The following is a 15,178-nucleotide window of genomic DNA, read 5'->3' on the forward strand; positions in this document are numbered from 1 at the left end:
ACTCGCTGGTCAACCGCCATCCGAGTCCGTCACCCGATAGTGATCCGGCCCTACGCAGACCGTGATGTAACGAATCGATCCGCGTAGTTACCCGCAGCACACTTCCGGCTACCCTCGGGTCGCGTGGGAGCGGTCATCACACCTCAGCTGGTCGACGTTGTCGACACCGTCAGCGCTGTTCGGAGCTACTCCAGCGGCACGTCGAGGCACCTCTCCACCTGTCGGGTGGAGCACTGGGGCCTGCGGCTCGAATGCCCCACCCCGGACGACCCGTTCTCCGACTCCGAGGTCACCTGGTTGATGCCCGACCTGGGGCTCCGGCTGACCCACCACCGACCCCGGTCGCGCCACGCGCGCAGCGGCCCGAGCGTGCTCAGCGCAGTCCGCGTGCAGCGCGACGGCCGCTGGTGGCGCACCACCGACCTCCTTCTGGGCCTCGCCGTGCCGGGCGGCACGACGGCGCGGATCGTGCGCTCGGAGGAGTTCGCCGCCGCCGTCGCCGGGCGCGTGCTGGGCCCCGACGACGCCGACCAGGCGTTGCGGACCGTGCACCGCACGCTGGAGGAGGTCAGCCTGCACCGGCACGACCTCGGCACGTGGCTCACCCACCGGGGCATCTACGACGTGTGGCCGTCCCTGTAGAACGCGTCCATGCGCGCGGTCGCCGCGTCCATCCACGGCTCCTTGGCGTCGCCGTACGCGAAACCGTCCGCATCACCTCTGTGCCGCTCCGACAGCTCCCGCTTGACCGCCGCGTACTCGTCCCGCGCCCGTGCGTCGGCGCGCAGCCAGTCGCGGAACCGCATCGCCCACGTCCACCCCGGACCGCCCTCCACGCGGACGTGCAGGTTGACCCGCCGCCCGGGGTCCGCGCCCGCGTGCAGCCTCTTCAGCCACCGCGACTGGTCGTCGCCTCCGTGCCTGACGGTGTCCTCGCCGATGCCGAGGCCCGGGAACCCGGCCTGGGTCAGCGCCTCCTCCAGCTCCGCCGCCTCGTCGAGCGACGTCACGGCCAGCTGGAAGTCCAGCACGTCCTTCGCCGCGAGCCCCGGCACGGACGTCGAGCCGATGTGCTCCACCCGGCGCCCGCCCGCGGCGAGCCGGATGCGGGCCGCGACCCGTGCCGCCTGCACCGGCCACGTCTCGTCGTACGGCACCACGATCGGCGGACCCGACGCGTGGCGGCGCAGGCGGACGTTCGCCTCGTACCGCACCAGCCGGTCCGCCCACAGCGCGTCCACCCGCGCCAGCACCAGGTCGGGCGTGCCGGAGTTGTCCAGCCACACGTCCGCGACGGCACGCCGGCGGTCGTCGTCGGCCTGGGCGGCGATGCGGCGGCGCGCGTCGTCCTCGGCCATGCCCCGGCCGCGCAGCCGCGCCAGCCGCTGGTCCACGTCCGCGTGGACGATCAGCACCAGGTGGTAGAGCGGCGCCATCTCCTTCTCGACCAAGAGCGGGACGTCGTGCACGACGATCGCGTCCTCGGGCGCCGCGGCGATCAGCTCGGCCGTGCGGGCGGCGATCCTCGGGTGCGTGATGCCGTTGAGGGTGGCGAGGGCCTGCTCGTCGCCGAACACCTTCGCCGCGAGCGCCGCGCGGTTGAGGGCGCCGTGGGCGTCGAGGACGTCCTCGCCGAACGCCGCGACGACCTCGCGGAGCCCGTCGGTGCCCGGTTCGACCACCTCGCGGGCCAGCCGGTCGGCGTCGATGACGACCGCGCCGTGTTCGGCCAGGCGGCGTGCCACCGTCGACTTGCCCGACCCGATTCCCCCGGAGAGCCCCACGCGCAACATGGCGTCCAGCCTGCCACGTGAAGGATCTTCAGGCTTCCTCGACCGGGGTCATGGACTGCTGGGCGATGGCGGCGAGGAACGCGCCCACCGCGTCGTCCGGCACGACACCGGCCTTGACCCGGGCCACGAACGTCGTCTTGCCGAGGGAGCCCATGAGCAGCCGCTCGTCCTTGGTGGTGACCAGGGAGCCCTTGTGCTTGCTCACGTCGACCTGGGTGACGGTGGCGCCGTCCTCGCGTTCGGCGGTGACGCTCTCGGTGACCCGGCCGGACGCGGTGGGCGCGTCCACGTAGGAGGCGAGGCCGACGACGACGGGCGCGGCGGCGAGGGGCTGGCGCTCGCCCACGCCGTAGTAGCAGTCGATCTTGCCGGTGCGGCCGAGCGACGGCTCGGGGATGCCGATGATCGTCTTCAGCTCACCGGGGAGCTCGCGGCCGAGGCGCTGGTGCAGGACCTCCACGGGGACGACCAGCTCGCAGTCGTCCGGCAGCGGGCGGTCCACCATCTGGGGGACGCGGCTGAACGACGTGGGCGGCACGATCGTCGGGATCCGCGGGTTCGGCACGGCCGGCGGTGTCACGGTCGAGCACGCCGTGACCGTCGAGCCCAGGGCCACCGCCACCGCCACCGCCGCCATCACCGCACGCACGCCCATAGGGCTCTCAACTTAGCGCACGGCAACCACTCCGCACGGCGATCAACCGCCACGGGGGATGCCGCGGGAGGTGGTGTGCGGCGCCGGTTTCCGGCGGTCGGTGGCGGTGTCCGCGACGCGGTGATCGCCGTGGTGATCGCGGCGGCGGGCTCGGCGGTGGTTCGGACCACGCTTCGGGGTGGGCCGCCGGGCGCTTCGGCCCGCTGCGCCGCCGCCGAACGTCGTGAGAGAGGCCGGAACGACGGTCGCCCCCCGCCCGGAGTGGGCGAGGGGCGACCGTGGTCACTCAGTCAGCCGACGAGGTGCGTCGGCCGGTCGTGCCTGTCAGGCGCCGCCCGACAGCTTCTCGCGCAGCGCGGCGAGCTGCTCGTCGCTCGCCAGGGTGCCGCCGGCCTGGGCCGGGGCGCCCGTGCTGGACGACGTGGCGGCAGCCGGGGCGTCGCCACCGGAGGAGTAGTTGGTCTCCCCCGCGGCCTCTTCCTCGGCCGCGGCGGCCTTGGCGACCTGCTTCATGTGGGCCTCGTAGCGCGTGTGGGCCTCGGCGTACTGACGCTCCCACTCCTCGCGCTGCTTGTCGAAGCCTTCCTGCCACTCCTGGGTCTCCGGGTCGAAGCCCTCGGGGTAGATGTAGTTCCCCTGGTCGTCGTACTCGGCGGCCATGCCGTACTGGGTCGGGTCGAACTCGGAGTCGACCGTGAAGCCCTCGTTGGCCTGCTTCAGCGACAGCGAGATCCGGCGACGGTCGAGGTCGATGTCGATGACCTTCACCATGACGTCGTCGCCGACCTGCACGACCTGCTCCGGGATCTCGACGTGGCGCTCGGCCAGCTCGGAGATGTGGACCAGGCCCTCGATGCCCTCGTCGACCCGGACGAACGCGCCGAACGGAACCAGCTTGGTGACCTTGCCCGGCACGATCTGGCCGATCGCGTGGGTGCGGGCGAACTGGCGCCACGGGTCTTCCTGCGTCGCCTTGAGCGACAGCGACACGCGCTCGCGCTCCATGTCGACGTCCAGGACCTCGACCGTGACCTCCTGGCCGACCTCGACGACCTCGGACGGGTGGTCGATGTGCTTCCAGGACAGCTCCGAGACGTGCACGAGGCCGTCCACGCCACCCAGGTCCACGAAGGCGCCGAAGTTGACGATGGAGGACACGACGCCCTTGCGGACCTGGCCCTTCTGCAGCTGGTTGAGGAACTCGCTGCGGACCTCGGACTGGGTCTGCTCCAGCCACGCGCGGCGGGACAGGACCACGTTGTTGCGGTTCTTGTCCAGCTCGATGATCTTCGCCTCGAGCTCCCGGCCGACGTACGGCTGGAGGTCGCGGACGCGGCGCATCTCGACGAGCGAGGCGGGGAGGAAGCCGCGCAGACCGATGTCCAGGATCAGGCCGCCCTTGACGACCTCGATGACGGTGCCCTTGACGGGCTCGTCCTTCTCCTTGAGGGCCTCGATGGTGCCCCAGGCGCGCTCGTACTGGGCGCGCTTCTTGGAGAGGATCAGCCGGCCTTCCTTGTCCTCCTTCTGGAGAACAAGAGCCTCGACCTCGTCACCGACCTTGACAACCTCGTTGGGGTCGACGTCGTGCTTGATCGACAACTCGCGCGAGGGGATGACGCCCTCGGTCTTGTAGCCGATGTCGAGCAGGACCTCGTCCCGGTCGACCTTGACGATGGTGCCTTCGACGATATCGCCATCGTTGAAGTACTTGATGGTCTTGTCGATGGCGGCGAGGAAGTCCTCCTCCGTCCCGATATCGTTGATAGCGACCTGCTTCGGCGCAGCGGCAACCGGGACAGTGGTGGTGTCGGTGGACATTAGGTAGGTGGCTCCGGTACGGATTGGGGTTTAGGCCTGCGGGTTCAACGCTACGCGGAGGGCACGCCACCACCGCGAAGACCGACTCACCAGGTGTTCACCGATCAGGACAGCGCGAACCCACTACGCGGGCGATATCGTACGCGGCTCGGCGACGACCGGGCAAACCGGTCCCTTGAATGGAGCAGTGTGTCCGACCAGCACGCGAGCGCGGAACAGGCGCTCGGCACCACCGGCATCGCCAAGCGGGGCGTGGACGCGGCCGAGTCGCGGGCGGCCAACCGGATGTGGTGGGACGCCGACGCCGACGACTACCACGCCGAGCACGGCGACTTCCTGGGCGCGGCCGACTTCCTCTGGTGCCCGGAGGGGGTCCGCGAGGAGGAGGTCGGCTACCTCGGCGACCTGCGCGGACGCCGGGTGCTGGAGGTCGGCTGCGGCTCCGCGCCGTGCGCGCGGTGGCTGACGTCGCGGGGCGCCCGCGCGGTGGCGTTCGACATCTCGGCGGGGATGCTGCGGCACGCGGTGGCGGCGAACGAGGCGACCGGCGTGGCCGTGCCGCTGGTGCAGGCCAGCGCGGACCAGCTGCCGTTCGCGGCGGGCAGCTTCGACGCGGCCTGCTCGGCGTTCGGAGCGGTGCCGTTCGTGGCGGACGTGGGCGAGGTGTTCCGCGAGGTCGCGCGGGTGCTGCGACCGGGCGCGCCGTGGGTGTTCTCGGTGACTCACCCGATCCGGTGGATTTTCCCGGACGACCCCGGGCCGGGCGGGCTGACCGTCACCCAGTCGTACTTCGACCGCACGCCGTACGTCGAGGTGGACGACTCGGGTCGGGCCACGTACGTGGAGCACCACCGGACCACCGGGGACTACGTGCGGGCGCTCGTCGGCGCGGGCCTGGAGCTGGTCGACGTGGTGGAGCCGGAGTGGCCCGCCGGGCACACCCGCACGTGGGGCCAGTGGAGCCCGCTGCGCGGCCGGCTGTTCCCGGGCACCGCGATCTTCCGCACGCGCAAGCCGTAGCCTGCCTGTCATGACCGTCGGTCAAGGGCTGATGGAGGCGCAGAGCGCGCGCTTCGCGAGCGTCGACCCGTTGCTGCCGTCGGTGGCCGCGCCGCCGGAGGGCGACGTCATCACCGCCGCGCTGCCGGACGGCACGCGGGTCGCCGGCGTGCTGAGCCGCCAGGTGCACGACCGGCGGTCCCCCGCGCGGCTGTGGTCGGCCACCGAGGTGTGGGAGCTGACGCCGCTGCTGGGCGCGGCGGGCGCGGCGGGCATGGACGCGCTGCTGCGCGCGTGGCGCAAGCGGCTGGACCTGCTGGGACCGGCCGAGCGCGACTCGGCGTGCGTGCTGACCTGGCCGAGCCGGGACGCGGAGGCGACCAGGGCGCTGCTGGACCACGGGCTGGTGCCGTTGACGGTGATCGCCGTCCGGCAGGCGCCCGCGCCGCAGGTCACGGGCGGCGCGGTCATCCGCCGGGCCACGCCCGCGGACCTGGAGACGGTGCTGACGCTGGCGCTGGCCGAGCTGCGCTACTCGTCCATGGTGGGTTCGACGGTGCACCGGCCGGACGCGGTGGAGCTGAAGCGGCGGACGTTGGCCGAGCGGCTGGCGGCGGGCGGTCCGGCGTGGCTGGCCGAGCGGGACGGCATCGCGGTGGCGCTGGCGGAGTGCGCGGTGGTGACGTCGGAGCCGGGCAACGCCACGTCGACCAGGCTCCCCCACGGCCGCTGGGGTTACGTGAACTGCGTGTCGGTGCTGCCGGGCGCGCGGGGCGTCGGACTGGGCCGGCAGCTCATGGCCCACGCGCACCGCGAGTTGCAGCGCCTCGGCACGGTCGGCACCTACCTCTACTACAACCCGCCGAACCCGCTGTCGTCGGTGTTCTGGCCGCGCCAGGGTTACCGCCCGCTGTGGACGATGTGGGAGGTCCGCCCCGCCGGGGCGCTCCGCTGAGCCCACCCCGGCCACCCCGCCGGGTCGCGAATCACACCGCCCCGAGTTGTGGGCCGCCCTCTTCGCGCGCCACTATTTGTACTGACCGGTCAGTTCAAGTAGGAGGTTCGCGGTGGAGATCCACGCTCGCCGCGTCGGCGTCACCGGCCCGCACGGCCCGGTGCTGAAGCCGACGTCCCTGCTGGTCAAGCCGGGCGAGCTGGTGTTGGTCGCCGGTCCGCCCGGCGCGGGCCACACCGCCCTCGGACTCGTGCTGTCCGGTCGGATGCGCCCGACGACCGGCGAGGTCGCCCCGTCCGCCGCCGAGCTGCGCGAGCACGTCGTGCTGGTGGACTCCCCCGACGTCAGCGAGCCCGAGGCGGCGCTGTCGCTGGCCGGCGTGGTCGGCGAGGAACTGGCCATGAACGGCGCCCGCAGCGGGCGCAAGGCCGTCGCCGACTGGCTGACCGAGCGGGACGCCGACGCGTACCTCGACCACCGGTTCGAGCAGGTCCCGGCCGCCACCCGGTGCGCGTTGATGCTGGACCTGGCCGCCGGCCGCCCCGGCGCGCGGGCGCTCGTGCTGGACAGCCCCGACCGCTACCACGGCGACCCCGCGGGCTGGTGGGAGCTGGCGCGCCGGCACGTCACGCCCGACCGGTCCGTCGTCGCCCTCTGCACCACGACCACCGCCGCCGCCCTGGGGACCGTCCCCGCCGCGCGGATCGGCGCCGACAACGTCCCCGAGGAGTCCGAGTGACCGCCGTCCGGATGGCGCTCAACGAGCTGCGCCGGGTCACCTCCGGCACGCTGCCGAAGCTGGCCGTGGTGGCTTTGACGCTGGTCCCGCTGCTGTACGCGGCGCTGTACCTGTACGCGAACGACGACCCGCACGCGCACCTCGACCAGGTGCCCGCCGCGCTCGTCGTGGAGGACGAGGGCGCGACCGCGAGCGACGGCACGCGCCTGGACGCGGGCCGCGACGTCGCCGAGGAGCTCGTGGCCGGCGACCGGTTCGACTGGCGCCGCGTGAACGCCGCCGAGGCCGAGGAGGGCGTGCGCGACGGGACGTACACGTTCGCGCTGACCCTGCCCGGGGACTTCTCCCAGGCGCTCCTGTCGCCGGGCGACTTCACGCCGCGGCCGGGCGTGATCGTGCTGACCACCAACGACGCCAACAACTACCTCGGCTCGACCATCGCCAACCAGGTCGTCGCCGAGGTGCGGCGGTCGGTGTCCGCGCGGGTCGGCGCGGAGGCCGCGGACAAGCTGCTGCTCGGCTTCTCGACGATCCGGCAGAAGACCGCCGAGGCCGCCGACGGCGCGACGAAGCTCGCCACCGGCCAGCAGGACGCCCACGACGGGGCCCGGCAGCTCGCGGACGGGACCGTGCCGCTGGCCGACGGCGCGTCCCGGGTGTCGACCGGGCTCACCGCGTTGCGCGACTCGACGGCCGACCTGCCGCGGCGGTCGCAGCAGCTCGCGGACGGCGCGCGGCAGGTGGCCGACGGCAACGAGACCGTCGCCAGGACCGCCGAGGACTACGCCGCCAAGGCGCAGGACGTCGTCACCCGGCTCGACACCGTGAACGGGGACGTGGCCGCGCGCCTGCGTGCGCTCGGGTTCTCCGAAGAAGAAGTGCGCCGCGTGCTCGGCGCGTTGGGCGAGGCCCGCAAGCCCGTGGACGACGCCAACGCCAAGGTCCAGGGCACCGCCGGGCAGCTGCGGACGTTGGCGGACGGCGCGCGGCAGGTGTCCGACGGCGCGGCCGCGCTCGCCGCGAGCACACCCGAGCTGACCAGCGCGATCACCCGGTTGAACGACGGCGCGGCGCAGGTCGCGTCGGGAGCCGGGCAGGCCCGGGACGGCGCGGCGCGGCTGCGTGACGGGTCGGAGCAGCTCGTGGACGGCTCCGCCCGGCTCCGCGACGGGCTGGCGGCGGGCGTCGCGGAGATCCCGAACCCCGACGACCCGACCCGCGAGTCGACCGCGCGGACGATCGGCGACCCGGTGACCGTGCGCGGCGTGAGCCAGACGTCCGCGGGCAGCTACGGCGCGGGCCTGGCCCCGTTCTTCCTCGGGCTCGCGACGTGGATCGGCGCGTTCGTGCTGTTCCTGCTGCTCAGGCCACTGTCCCGACGTGGTCTCGCGGGCGGGCAGTCGCCGCTGCGGGTGGCGTTGGGCGGGTGGCTGCCCGGTGCGCTCCTGGGGGCGGCACAGGTCGTGGTGATGTTCGCGGTGGTCACGCTGGTCGTGGACATCCGACCCTCGCACCCCGTGGGGGCGCTGGCGTTCCTGCTGCTGGTGTCGGCGACGTTCGTGGCGGTGCTGCACGCGCTGAACGCCCTGTTCGGCGCGGTCGGCAAGTTCATCGGGCTGGTGCTGCTGATCCTCCAGCTCGTCAGCGCGGGCGGCACGTTCCCGTGGCAGACCATCCCCGTGCCGCTGTACCCGCTGCACCACGGGCTGCCCATGAGCTACGCCGTGGACGGGCTGCGGCACCTCATGTACGGCGGATCGCTGGGCGGCGTCGGCCTGGACGCCCTGGTCCTCGTCGGCTACCTCGTCGCGGGCCTTGCCTTGGCGACGCTCGCCGCGTACAAGCAGCGGGTGTGGACCCCGTCTCGCCTCAAGCCCGAACTGGTGCTGTGACCCGCCCCGGCCGCACCGCGGCCACCAAGCAGAAGCTGTTCGACGCCGCGCTGCGGCTCGTCGGCGAGCGGGGCGCGGCGAGCGTCACCGTGGACGAGATCGCGGCCGAGGCCGGGGTCGCGAAGGGCACCGTCTACTACAACTTCGCCAGCAAGGACGCGCTGGTGGACGCCCTGCTGCGGCACGGCGTCGACCTGCTCGCGGCACGGCTGAAGGTGGCCGAGGAGGAGGACGACACGGCGTCGGCGATGGCGTCGCTGGTGGACGGGATGCTCGGGTTCTTCGCCGAGTACCCGGCGTTCGGGCAGCTGCTCGTGTCCGAGCTGTGGCGGACCCCCGGCCAGTGGCACGGCACGTTGAGCCTGCTGCGCGACGACATCGTGTCCATCGTGCGGGGGCAGATGCAGCGGTTGGCCGACACGGGTCGGCTGCCCGAGGGCGTGCAGGTGGGGACGGCGTCGGCCGCGTTGTTCGGCACGCTGCTGGTGATCGCGCTGGACTGGCAGGTGTTCCAGCCCGAGCGCAGCCTCGCCGACGTGCGGGAGTCGGTGTTGTCGCTGGTGCGGGGGCTGCGGCCGAGCTAGGCCTCACCGGCAGGGTGGTCGACCCCGGTGCGGAGGTTGCCGGTCGTCCTCCGCACCGGGCCCGCGGTACTGCTGGTGCCGTTTCGGCCGGCGCCGTCACGGCTAGTGGCGCATCACCCAGGTGTCGACCTCGCCGACCTGGTGGATCGAGGGCGGCCGGCCGTCGAGCGCGCGGTGGACCGCTTCGAGCACGCCGACCGACGTCTCCTCGTGGCTGAGCCAGCGGGTGCTGCCGCCGTGCCGCACGAACCCCAGCACCACCTGCTGGGTCGGGTGGCCGTCCAACGCCGGGTCGGGCACGCCGCGCACCGGGTGGATCGCGCCGCTGTCGTGCACCTCGACGACCGGGGCGTGCGGGGCGAGGAGGGGTGCGACGGCCTTCAGCACGGCGTCCCGGTAGCTCGCGTGCACCCACGCCACCAGCAGGTCCGCGGGGCGTTCCATCACCGCCTCGACCCGTTCCGCCAGCTCCTGCGGCCGGGTCCAGTCGGCGACCACCGCCACCCGCGAGCCGTCTCTTCGCCCGTCCGCGTCCGTCCGGCTGACCTGCGGGACGTGGCCGCCGCCGCGCAGCGCCGCCTTCGCCGCGCGTCCCAACGCCGGGTCGGGCCGGCGGCTGGGGAGCACCACCTGCCAGCCCTGGGCCACCAGCTCCTCCGCGCAGCCCTTCAACATGCCGGTGCCACCGAGCACCAGCGCCGTCCGCTCACTCATCGCACCGACTCCTCGCCGCGTTCGGCGGCCCGTCGCAACGGGCCTGACCGCCATTGGTCGACCTCGCGCTGCCCGCGCAACCGCACCACCGCGAGCCGGTCGCCGTGCTCGCCCCGGAGGACGGCGCGGACCCGCTCCGCGGTGCGGTTGTGCGACTTCCACGCCCACCGCAGCAGGTGCTCCGGATCGGTGAAGACCGTGCGCAGGGGCGGTTCCACGTTGCCGTTCCACAGCTCTTGGCGGCGGAACCGGCGCACCGCCGTCCGCACCGCCACCCGCCGCATCACGACGTGCCGGGGGTGGTCCAACCAGACCAACGTGTCGGCGTGCGCCAACAACACCGGACGCGCCGCCCGGTACTGCCACTCCGTCGCCCACGCGTGACGTTTCACGAACCGCCGGACGTCGTCCTCGAACTCCGGCCGGGGCGTCCACTGTGGACCGTGGAAGAGCGAGTCCATCTCCACATAGGACAGGCCGAGGGTGCGCGCGACGAGGCTCGCCATGGTCGACTTCCCCGAGCCCGACGTGCCGGCCACGAGCACCCGGCGCGGCGGATGCGGCAACTCGTCGGCTGGTCCCAAGAGCGGCACCGAGTCAGGCTACCGCCGCACCGCAAGTCTTTCGGAGCAAGCTCCATGATCACCCAAACGTGCGAACCGCGCGGCCGGTGGCACCGTTTCAGCTGTGTGAAACGTTGCCGGGAGAGAAGGAGGCGGCGGCGGGGCGGCCCAGGCTGGGAGGCGAACCCGAGGCGGCCCTGGCCCGAGGGCCGATGCGAGCGACGAGCGCGCCACGAGCGCGACGAGCGCGAGCGGACGGCGCTGGGGAGCACGGTGGCTGGCGAGCACGGGGAGGGCTGGCAGGCCGAACCCAACGACGGAAAGCCCTGCTCAGCGACGGGAAGATCCAAGCCGGCGGTCCGGCGCGCCCAGTCGGGGAGTCAAGCGCGCCCAGTCGGGGGCGAGCGGGCGGCGGTGGCGAGCGCGCCCAGTGGGGGCGAGCGCGTCCGTGGGGGGTTGGGGGTTAGCGGAGGTCTAGCAGGTCCACCACGCGGACTGGGGTGGCTGATTCGAGGCTGCGGTTGGCGGCGAAGCCGGTGAGCAGCGAGAGGGCGCCGTCTCGGTGGGTGGCCTGGCGGCCGAGCGGGTCGGGTGGGGGCGGTGGGCCGTAGAGGACGCCGGTCATCCGGGCGTCGGCGCCGCCGTGGCCTGCGCCTCCCGGCGGGAGGGGGATCTCCTCGGCTCGGCCGAACAGGGGCTGGACGGTCAGGCGGGTCGAGGAGGCTTCCGGGTTGGGCGCTTTGCCGTGGACCGCGGGTTGCTGGCCGCTGACCCAGGTGTTCTCGACGACCTCGAGTTCGAGCCTGCCCCGGCTGCCGTTGACCATCAGCCGGTAGCCCTCCCAGGGTGAATAGGCGGTGAGGTGGTAGGTCAGGTTGGCGCCGTTCGCGTAGCGGACCAGCACCGACAGGTCGTCCTCAATGGACACGCCGGGCGCGAACGGGTTCTGGTCGCGGTGGTAGCCGTCGTGGTGCTCGGCGTCGAGGTAGAGGCGGCGGAGCCAGGGGTCGCGGTCGATGTGCAAGGCGAACGGGTCGGTCAGGGCGTCCGGCGAGCCGTGGACGCGCTCGTACGGCCGGTGGTGGCCGTGGCGCTTGCCGTTCTCCTCCCCGTAGAAGAAGAGCCTGCCCTGCGCGTACACGACCTCCGGCGCGGAGTCGACCCACCAGTTGAGCAGGTCGAAGTGGTGCGTCGACTTGTGCACCAGCAGGCCGCCGGAGTTCGCCTTGTCCCGGTGCCAACGGCGGAAGTAGTCGGCGCCGTGGCGCACGTCCAGCAGCCACTCGAAGTGCACTGAACCGATCTCGCCGACGGCGCCGCCCATCAGCAGCTCGCGGACCTTCTCGTGCACCGGGTTGTACCGGTAGTTGAACGCGACGGTCACCTGCCCGTCGTTGCGCTCCACCGCGTCGAAGACCTTGCCGACGCTCGGCGCGTCGACCGTCATCGGCTTCTCGGTGACGACGTCGCACCCGGCGTCCAGCGCCTCCACGATGTACGTGACGTGGTGCCGGTCGACGGTGGTGACGACCACGACATCCACCCGCTCGGCCTCGATCATGCGGAGGAAGTCCTCGGCGGCGTAGGTCGGCACGGGGCGGTGGTGGCGGGCTCGCAGGCGGTCGTTGTGGGCGGCCATGCGGGAGGGGTTCACGTCGCAGAACGCGACCAGCTCGCCGTGCTCGGTGTGCTGGACGATCGCGTCGACGTGCTGCTCGGCCCTCGCCCCGGTCCCGACGACCGCGTACCGCCTGCGTGCCATTCCTGCTACCCCCGAGAAGCGATGGTAAGCGCTTTCCGCAACGACGACGCCACGTTAGCCGGGAGGGTCCAGGTCACGTCAAGCGTTCAGGTCGCGCCGCGCGACCTGGGCGTCAGCAGGCCGGGAAGAGGCGGCGGGTCGTGTTGGGCGCCGTGTAGGCGGTGGGGTCGGTGAACTGGCACCCGTAGTTCGGCGCGGCCACGACGGCGGGGTCGTCCACGACGTCGGCGGCGGGCCGGCGGCCGGTGTCGGCCCACGTCACCAGGTCGTCCCACGCCCGCCCGACCTCGTTCGGGCTGAACTCGCAGTGGTTGACGGCACGGATAGCGCGCTGCGCCAGCAGGTGGCCGCGGCCGTTGCGCTGGACGTCCCGCTTGTAGATCTGCTCCATGGAGAACGGCACGAACAGGTCGCCGAGGTCGTGCAGCGAGAGCACCGGAGCGGTGGGGCGGCCGGCGATGGCCGGCACCTCGGTGAGCCTCGGCGTGAGCCTCGCCTTGAGGTTCTCCGGCAGGACGCGCTGGACCTCGCGGTTCACGTCGACCGGCGCGTTCGGCTCGTACCGGGTCACGGCGTTGGTGGCGAGCTGACCGGGGTTGGCCGAGAGGTCGTCGCCCGACGCGTCGGCCGCGACGCCGAACAGGAAGTCCTTCCAGAACGCGAACGCCTGCGCCGCGCCGGGACGAGGGCCGCCGCTGCGGTGGGTGACGACGGCGGCGAACTGCGCGCCGCGCTCGTTGGGCGTGCCGGTGAGGCCGAGTTCCGCCTGGATGCGCGGGACGACGGCGCTGAGGTAGTCGGCGGGGGCGGGCCAGGCGCGGATGCCGCTGATGGCCTGCGCGGTGAGGTTGTAGTCGAGGAAGAAGTCGAACAGCTCGTGGTCGCCGAGCACGCCGCACAGCGGCAGGGCGCCCTGGTAGAAGCCGGGGAACTGCTCCAGCGAGCGCCCGATGACGTGGCCGCCCATGGAGACGCCCGCGATGAACGTGTCCTTGGGCTTGCCGACGAGCTTGTGGAAGTGCCGGGCGAGGGCGTGGGTGCCGCGGACGCCGGCTTCGACGTCGTAGGTGTTGGCGTAGTAGCTGGAGGCGGCCCAGGCGAAGCCCTGGTCGAGGAGTTTCTGGCGGAGGCCGTAGCCGGGCGGGTCGACGGTGAGGACGGTGCTCGCGCCGCGGTAGCCGTGGGCCCACATGGCGAGGCGGCCGTTCCAGTTCGGCGGGACCTCGATGGTGTAGGCGGCGTGCTCGTGGACGCCTTGCAGCACCCGTGACGGTTGGCCGCCGACCTGCGCGGGCGGGAGCGGCGGGTTGTTGATCGTGTAGCCGGGCAGGGGTTGGTCGCCCGGCGGGGTGGCCGCCATCGCCGGCGGTGACAGCAGGACCAGGATGAGCGCCAACCCGAAGACCCGTCGCATACGGGCCATTGTGCTCACCACCGGAGGCCCGCCACCAGGTCCTCGTGGGTCAACTCGAACGTGAGCGGGTACGTCACCCGGACGATGTCGTCCTCGGCCCTGGTGAGGCGCGCGCCGGGGAAGGCGCGGCGGACGAGGTGCAGCATGGGCTGGTTCTCGCCGAGGACGTCGCCGTGCAGCTCGGCGTAGCGCAGGTCGGTGGCGAGGCGGCTGAGCGCGGCGATGAGCTTCGTGCCGACGCCTCGGCGCTGCCAGGGGTCGACGACGGCGAGGGCGATCTCGGCGGCGTCGTCGCCGGTGGCGATGAGTCGGGCGATGCCGATGGGTTGGCGGCGGCACTCGGCGACGACGGCGGCCTTGCGGTGGCCGTCGAGGTCGGTGAGGCGGCGGCGCATGGACGCGGTGAGGCGGGGCACGGGCGCGTGGAAGCGCAGGTAGCGGCTGCGCGGGGACAGGCCGTGGAAGACGGCGTCGACGGCGTCGCCCGCCTCGGCGGAATGCATTTCGCGGACTCTCATGACGGACGCCCCTTGGGTTCGGATTCCGAACCCTACCTGGATTCGTTTTTCGAACGCAAGGGGTATTGTCGGTGGGCATGGCCCCAGTGAAGGTTGCCGACGAGTTGTGCACGGTGTCGCTGCCCGCCGCCCTGCTGGGCGAGCGGTGGACGTTGCTGCTGCTGCGGCAGGCGTTCCTGGGCACGCGGCGGTTCGAGGACTTCCAGTCCTCGATGGACATCTCGCGCAGCGTGCTGACCGAGCGCCTCGGCACGCTCGTCGAGGAGGGAATCCTGCGCCGCGAGGCGTACAAGGACGTGCGGACGCGGTACGAGTACCGGCTGACCGAGAAGGGGCTCGACCTCTACCCCGTGCTGATGGCGCTGCGGAAGTGGGGCGACCGCTGGATGGCGCCGGCCGAGGGGCGGTCGTTCGACCTCCACCACCGCTCGTGCGGCGGCGACGTCGGGGTGCACGTGGCGTGCGAGGAGTGCGGGGCGGAGCTGAGCGCGCGGGACGTCAGCGTCACGCCGCTCCGCTGACCCTCCCCGCGAAATGGCATGACACCGCATCGCCACCGCACGGCCCGCCACGGCTCCGCACGGCCCGGCTCCACACGGCACCGCACCGCACTCACGTCATGACCCGGCTCCGCATGGCACGTCTCCGCATGTCACGGCGCGGCTCCGGCGGGCGGGCGCCGCAGGCCGCGGCACCGCACGGCGGGCACGGCAGGCCGTGGGTCGGCCGGGCACGAGCCGGAGTGAGCGCCGTGCGCACGGCGCGGGCC

At 72.8% G+C, this 15,178-nt stretch carries 15 protein-coding genes; 7 read left to right on the forward strand and 8 right to left on the reverse strand.

The window, feature by feature from the left end:
- Nucleotides 1-123 precede the first annotated feature (123 nt).
- The gene (locus ACRAKH_RS25790) at nt 124-642 is read left to right on the forward strand and encodes a DUF402 domain-containing protein (protein WP_380726389.1); all 519 of its coding nucleotides are present in this window, start codon (nt 124-126) and stop codon (nt 640-642) included.
- Here the strand turns inward: ACRAKH_RS25790 and coaE are convergent.
- The 3 genes from coaE to rpsA form a co-directional block, all read right to left on the reverse strand.
- The gene (coaE, locus tag ACRAKH_RS25795; RefSeq protein ID WP_380726390.1) at nt 618-1,793 is read right to left on the reverse strand and encodes a dephospho-CoA kinase; all 1,176 of its coding nucleotides are present in this window, start codon (nt 1,791-1,793) and stop codon (nt 618-620) included. The two genes, ACRAKH_RS25790 and coaE, sit on opposite strands and share 25 nt — an antisense overlap.
- A 28-nt stretch (nt 1,794-1,821) precedes the next feature.
- Nucleotides 1,822-2,448 carry a hypothetical protein gene (locus ACRAKH_RS25800; RefSeq protein WP_380726392.1) on the reverse strand — a complete coding sequence of 209 codons (627 nt, stop codon included), beginning with the start codon at nt 2,446-2,448 and terminating at the stop codon, nt 1,822-1,824.
- A 324-nt stretch (nt 2,449-2,772) separates the two neighbouring features.
- Nucleotides 2,773-4,269 (reverse strand): 30S ribosomal protein S1, encoded by a 1,497-nt coding sequence (gene rpsA, locus ACRAKH_RS25805; protein ID WP_360796786.1) that lies wholly within the window; start codon nt 4,267-4,269, stop codon nt 2,773-2,775.
- Nucleotides 4,270-4,458: 189 nt separating this feature from the next.
- On the opposite strand from rpsA, the gene ACRAKH_RS25810 reads away from it, so the two are divergent.
- The 5 genes from ACRAKH_RS25810 (at nt 4,459) to ACRAKH_RS25830 (ending at nt 9,438) form a co-directional block, all read left to right on the forward strand.
- The gene (locus ACRAKH_RS25810) at nt 4,459-5,289 is read left to right on the forward strand and encodes a class I SAM-dependent methyltransferase (RefSeq protein ID WP_380726394.1); all 831 of its coding nucleotides are present in this window, start codon (nt 4,459-4,461) and stop codon (nt 5,287-5,289) included.
- Nucleotides 5,290-5,299: 10 nt separating this feature from the next.
- Nucleotides 5,300-6,223 carry an N-acetyltransferase family protein gene (locus tag ACRAKH_RS25815; RefSeq protein WP_447009349.1) on the forward strand — a complete coding sequence of 308 codons (924 nt, stop codon included), beginning with the start codon at nt 5,300-5,302 and terminating at the stop codon, nt 6,221-6,223.
- A 112-nt stretch (nt 6,224-6,335) separates the two neighbouring features.
- A complete protein-coding gene (locus tag ACRAKH_RS25820; protein ID WP_380726398.1) occupies nt 6,336-6,962 on the forward strand; it encodes an ATP-binding cassette domain-containing protein in 627 nt (208 codons plus the stop codon).
- Complete coding sequence (locus ACRAKH_RS25825) at nt 6,959-8,854, forward strand: YhgE/Pip family protein (protein WP_380726400.1); 1,896 nt, start codon at nt 6,959-6,961, stop codon at nt 8,852-8,854. The genes ACRAKH_RS25820 and ACRAKH_RS25825 overlap by 4 nt, the downstream gene beginning before the upstream one ends.
- Nucleotides 8,851-9,438 carry a TetR/AcrR family transcriptional regulator gene (locus ACRAKH_RS25830; RefSeq protein WP_380726402.1) on the forward strand — a complete coding sequence of 196 codons (588 nt, stop codon included), beginning with the start codon at nt 8,851-8,853 and terminating at the stop codon, nt 9,436-9,438. The genes ACRAKH_RS25825 and ACRAKH_RS25830 overlap by 4 nt, the downstream gene beginning before the upstream one ends.
- Before the next feature lie 102 nt (nt 9,439-9,540).
- On the opposite strand, the gene ACRAKH_RS25835 is transcribed toward ACRAKH_RS25830, so the two are convergent.
- From ACRAKH_RS25835 to ACRAKH_RS25855, 5 genes are all read right to left on the reverse strand, one after another.
- Entirely contained in the window at nt 9,541-10,152 is a 612-nt protein-coding gene (locus tag ACRAKH_RS25835) for a hypothetical protein (protein ID WP_380726404.1), read from the reverse strand.
- A complete protein-coding gene (locus ACRAKH_RS25840; RefSeq protein ID WP_380726406.1) occupies nt 10,149-10,745 on the reverse strand; it encodes an AAA family ATPase in 597 nt (198 codons plus the stop codon). Before ACRAKH_RS25840 ends, ACRAKH_RS25835 begins: the two co-directional genes overlap by 4 nt.
- A gap of 433 nt (nt 10,746-11,178) precedes the next feature.
- Nucleotides 11,179-12,477, reverse strand: a complete 1,299-nt coding sequence (locus ACRAKH_RS25845; protein WP_380726408.1) for a Gfo/Idh/MocA family protein — start codon at nt 12,475-12,477, stop codon at nt 11,179-11,181.
- A 112-nt stretch (nt 12,478-12,589) separates the two neighbouring features.
- On the reverse strand, nt 12,590-13,891 hold the full coding sequence (locus ACRAKH_RS25850) for a hypothetical protein (RefSeq protein ID WP_380726410.1): 1,302 nt from the start codon (nt 13,889-13,891) through the stop codon (nt 12,590-12,592).
- A 14-nt stretch (nt 13,892-13,905) separates the two neighbouring features.
- Nucleotides 13,906-14,409 carry an N-acetyltransferase family protein gene (locus tag ACRAKH_RS25855; RefSeq protein ID WP_447009350.1) on the reverse strand — a complete coding sequence of 168 codons (504 nt, stop codon included), beginning with the start codon at nt 14,407-14,409 and terminating at the stop codon, nt 13,906-13,908.
- 77 nt (nt 14,410-14,486) lie between these two features.
- On the opposite strand from ACRAKH_RS25855, the gene ACRAKH_RS25860 reads away from it, so the two are divergent.
- On the forward strand, nt 14,487-14,930 hold the full coding sequence (locus ACRAKH_RS25860) for a winged helix-turn-helix transcriptional regulator (protein WP_380726414.1): 444 nt from the start codon (nt 14,487-14,489) through the stop codon (nt 14,928-14,930).
- Nucleotides 14,931-15,178: the final 248 nt, after the last annotated feature.

This window comes from Saccharothrix hoggarensis (assembly GCF_052936025.1).

What these genes read in the sequence shown, in the direction of transcription:
- ACRAKH_RS25835 (WP_380726404.1), bottom strand. Translation starts at nt 10,152, where the DNA reads ATGAGTGAGCGGACGGCGCTGGTGCTCGGTGGCACCGGCATGTTGAAG.
- ACRAKH_RS25815 (WP_447009349.1), top strand. Translation starts at nt 5,300, where the DNA reads ATGACCGTCGGTCAAGGGCTGATGGAGGCGCAGAGCGCGCGCTTCGCG.
- ACRAKH_RS25845 (WP_380726408.1), bottom strand. Translation starts at nt 12,477, where the DNA reads ATGGCACGCAGGCGGTACGCGGTCGTCGGGACCGGGGCGAGGGCCGAG.
- ACRAKH_RS25800 (WP_380726392.1), bottom strand. Translation starts at nt 2,448, where the DNA reads ATGGGCGTGCGTGCGGTGATGGCGGCGGTGGCGGTGGCGGTGGCCCTG.
- ACRAKH_RS25860 (WP_380726414.1), top strand. Translation starts at nt 14,487, where the DNA reads ATGGCCCCAGTGAAGGTTGCCGACGAGTTGTGCACGGTGTCGCTGCCC.
- ACRAKH_RS25855 (WP_447009350.1), bottom strand. Translation starts at nt 14,409, where the DNA reads ATGAGAGTCCGCGAAATGCATTCCGCCGAGGCGGGCGACGCCGTCGAC.
- coaE (WP_380726390.1), bottom strand. Translation starts at nt 1,793, where the DNA reads ATGTTGCGCGTGGGGCTCTCCGGGGGAATCGGGTCGGGCAAGTCGACG.
- rpsA (WP_360796786.1), bottom strand. Translation starts at nt 4,269, where the DNA reads ATGTCCACCGACACCACCACTGTCCCGGTTGCCGCTGCGCCGAAGCAG.
- ACRAKH_RS25850 (WP_380726410.1), bottom strand. Translation starts at nt 13,891, where the DNA reads ATGCGACGGGTCTTCGGGTTGGCGCTCATCCTGGTCCTGCTGTCACCG.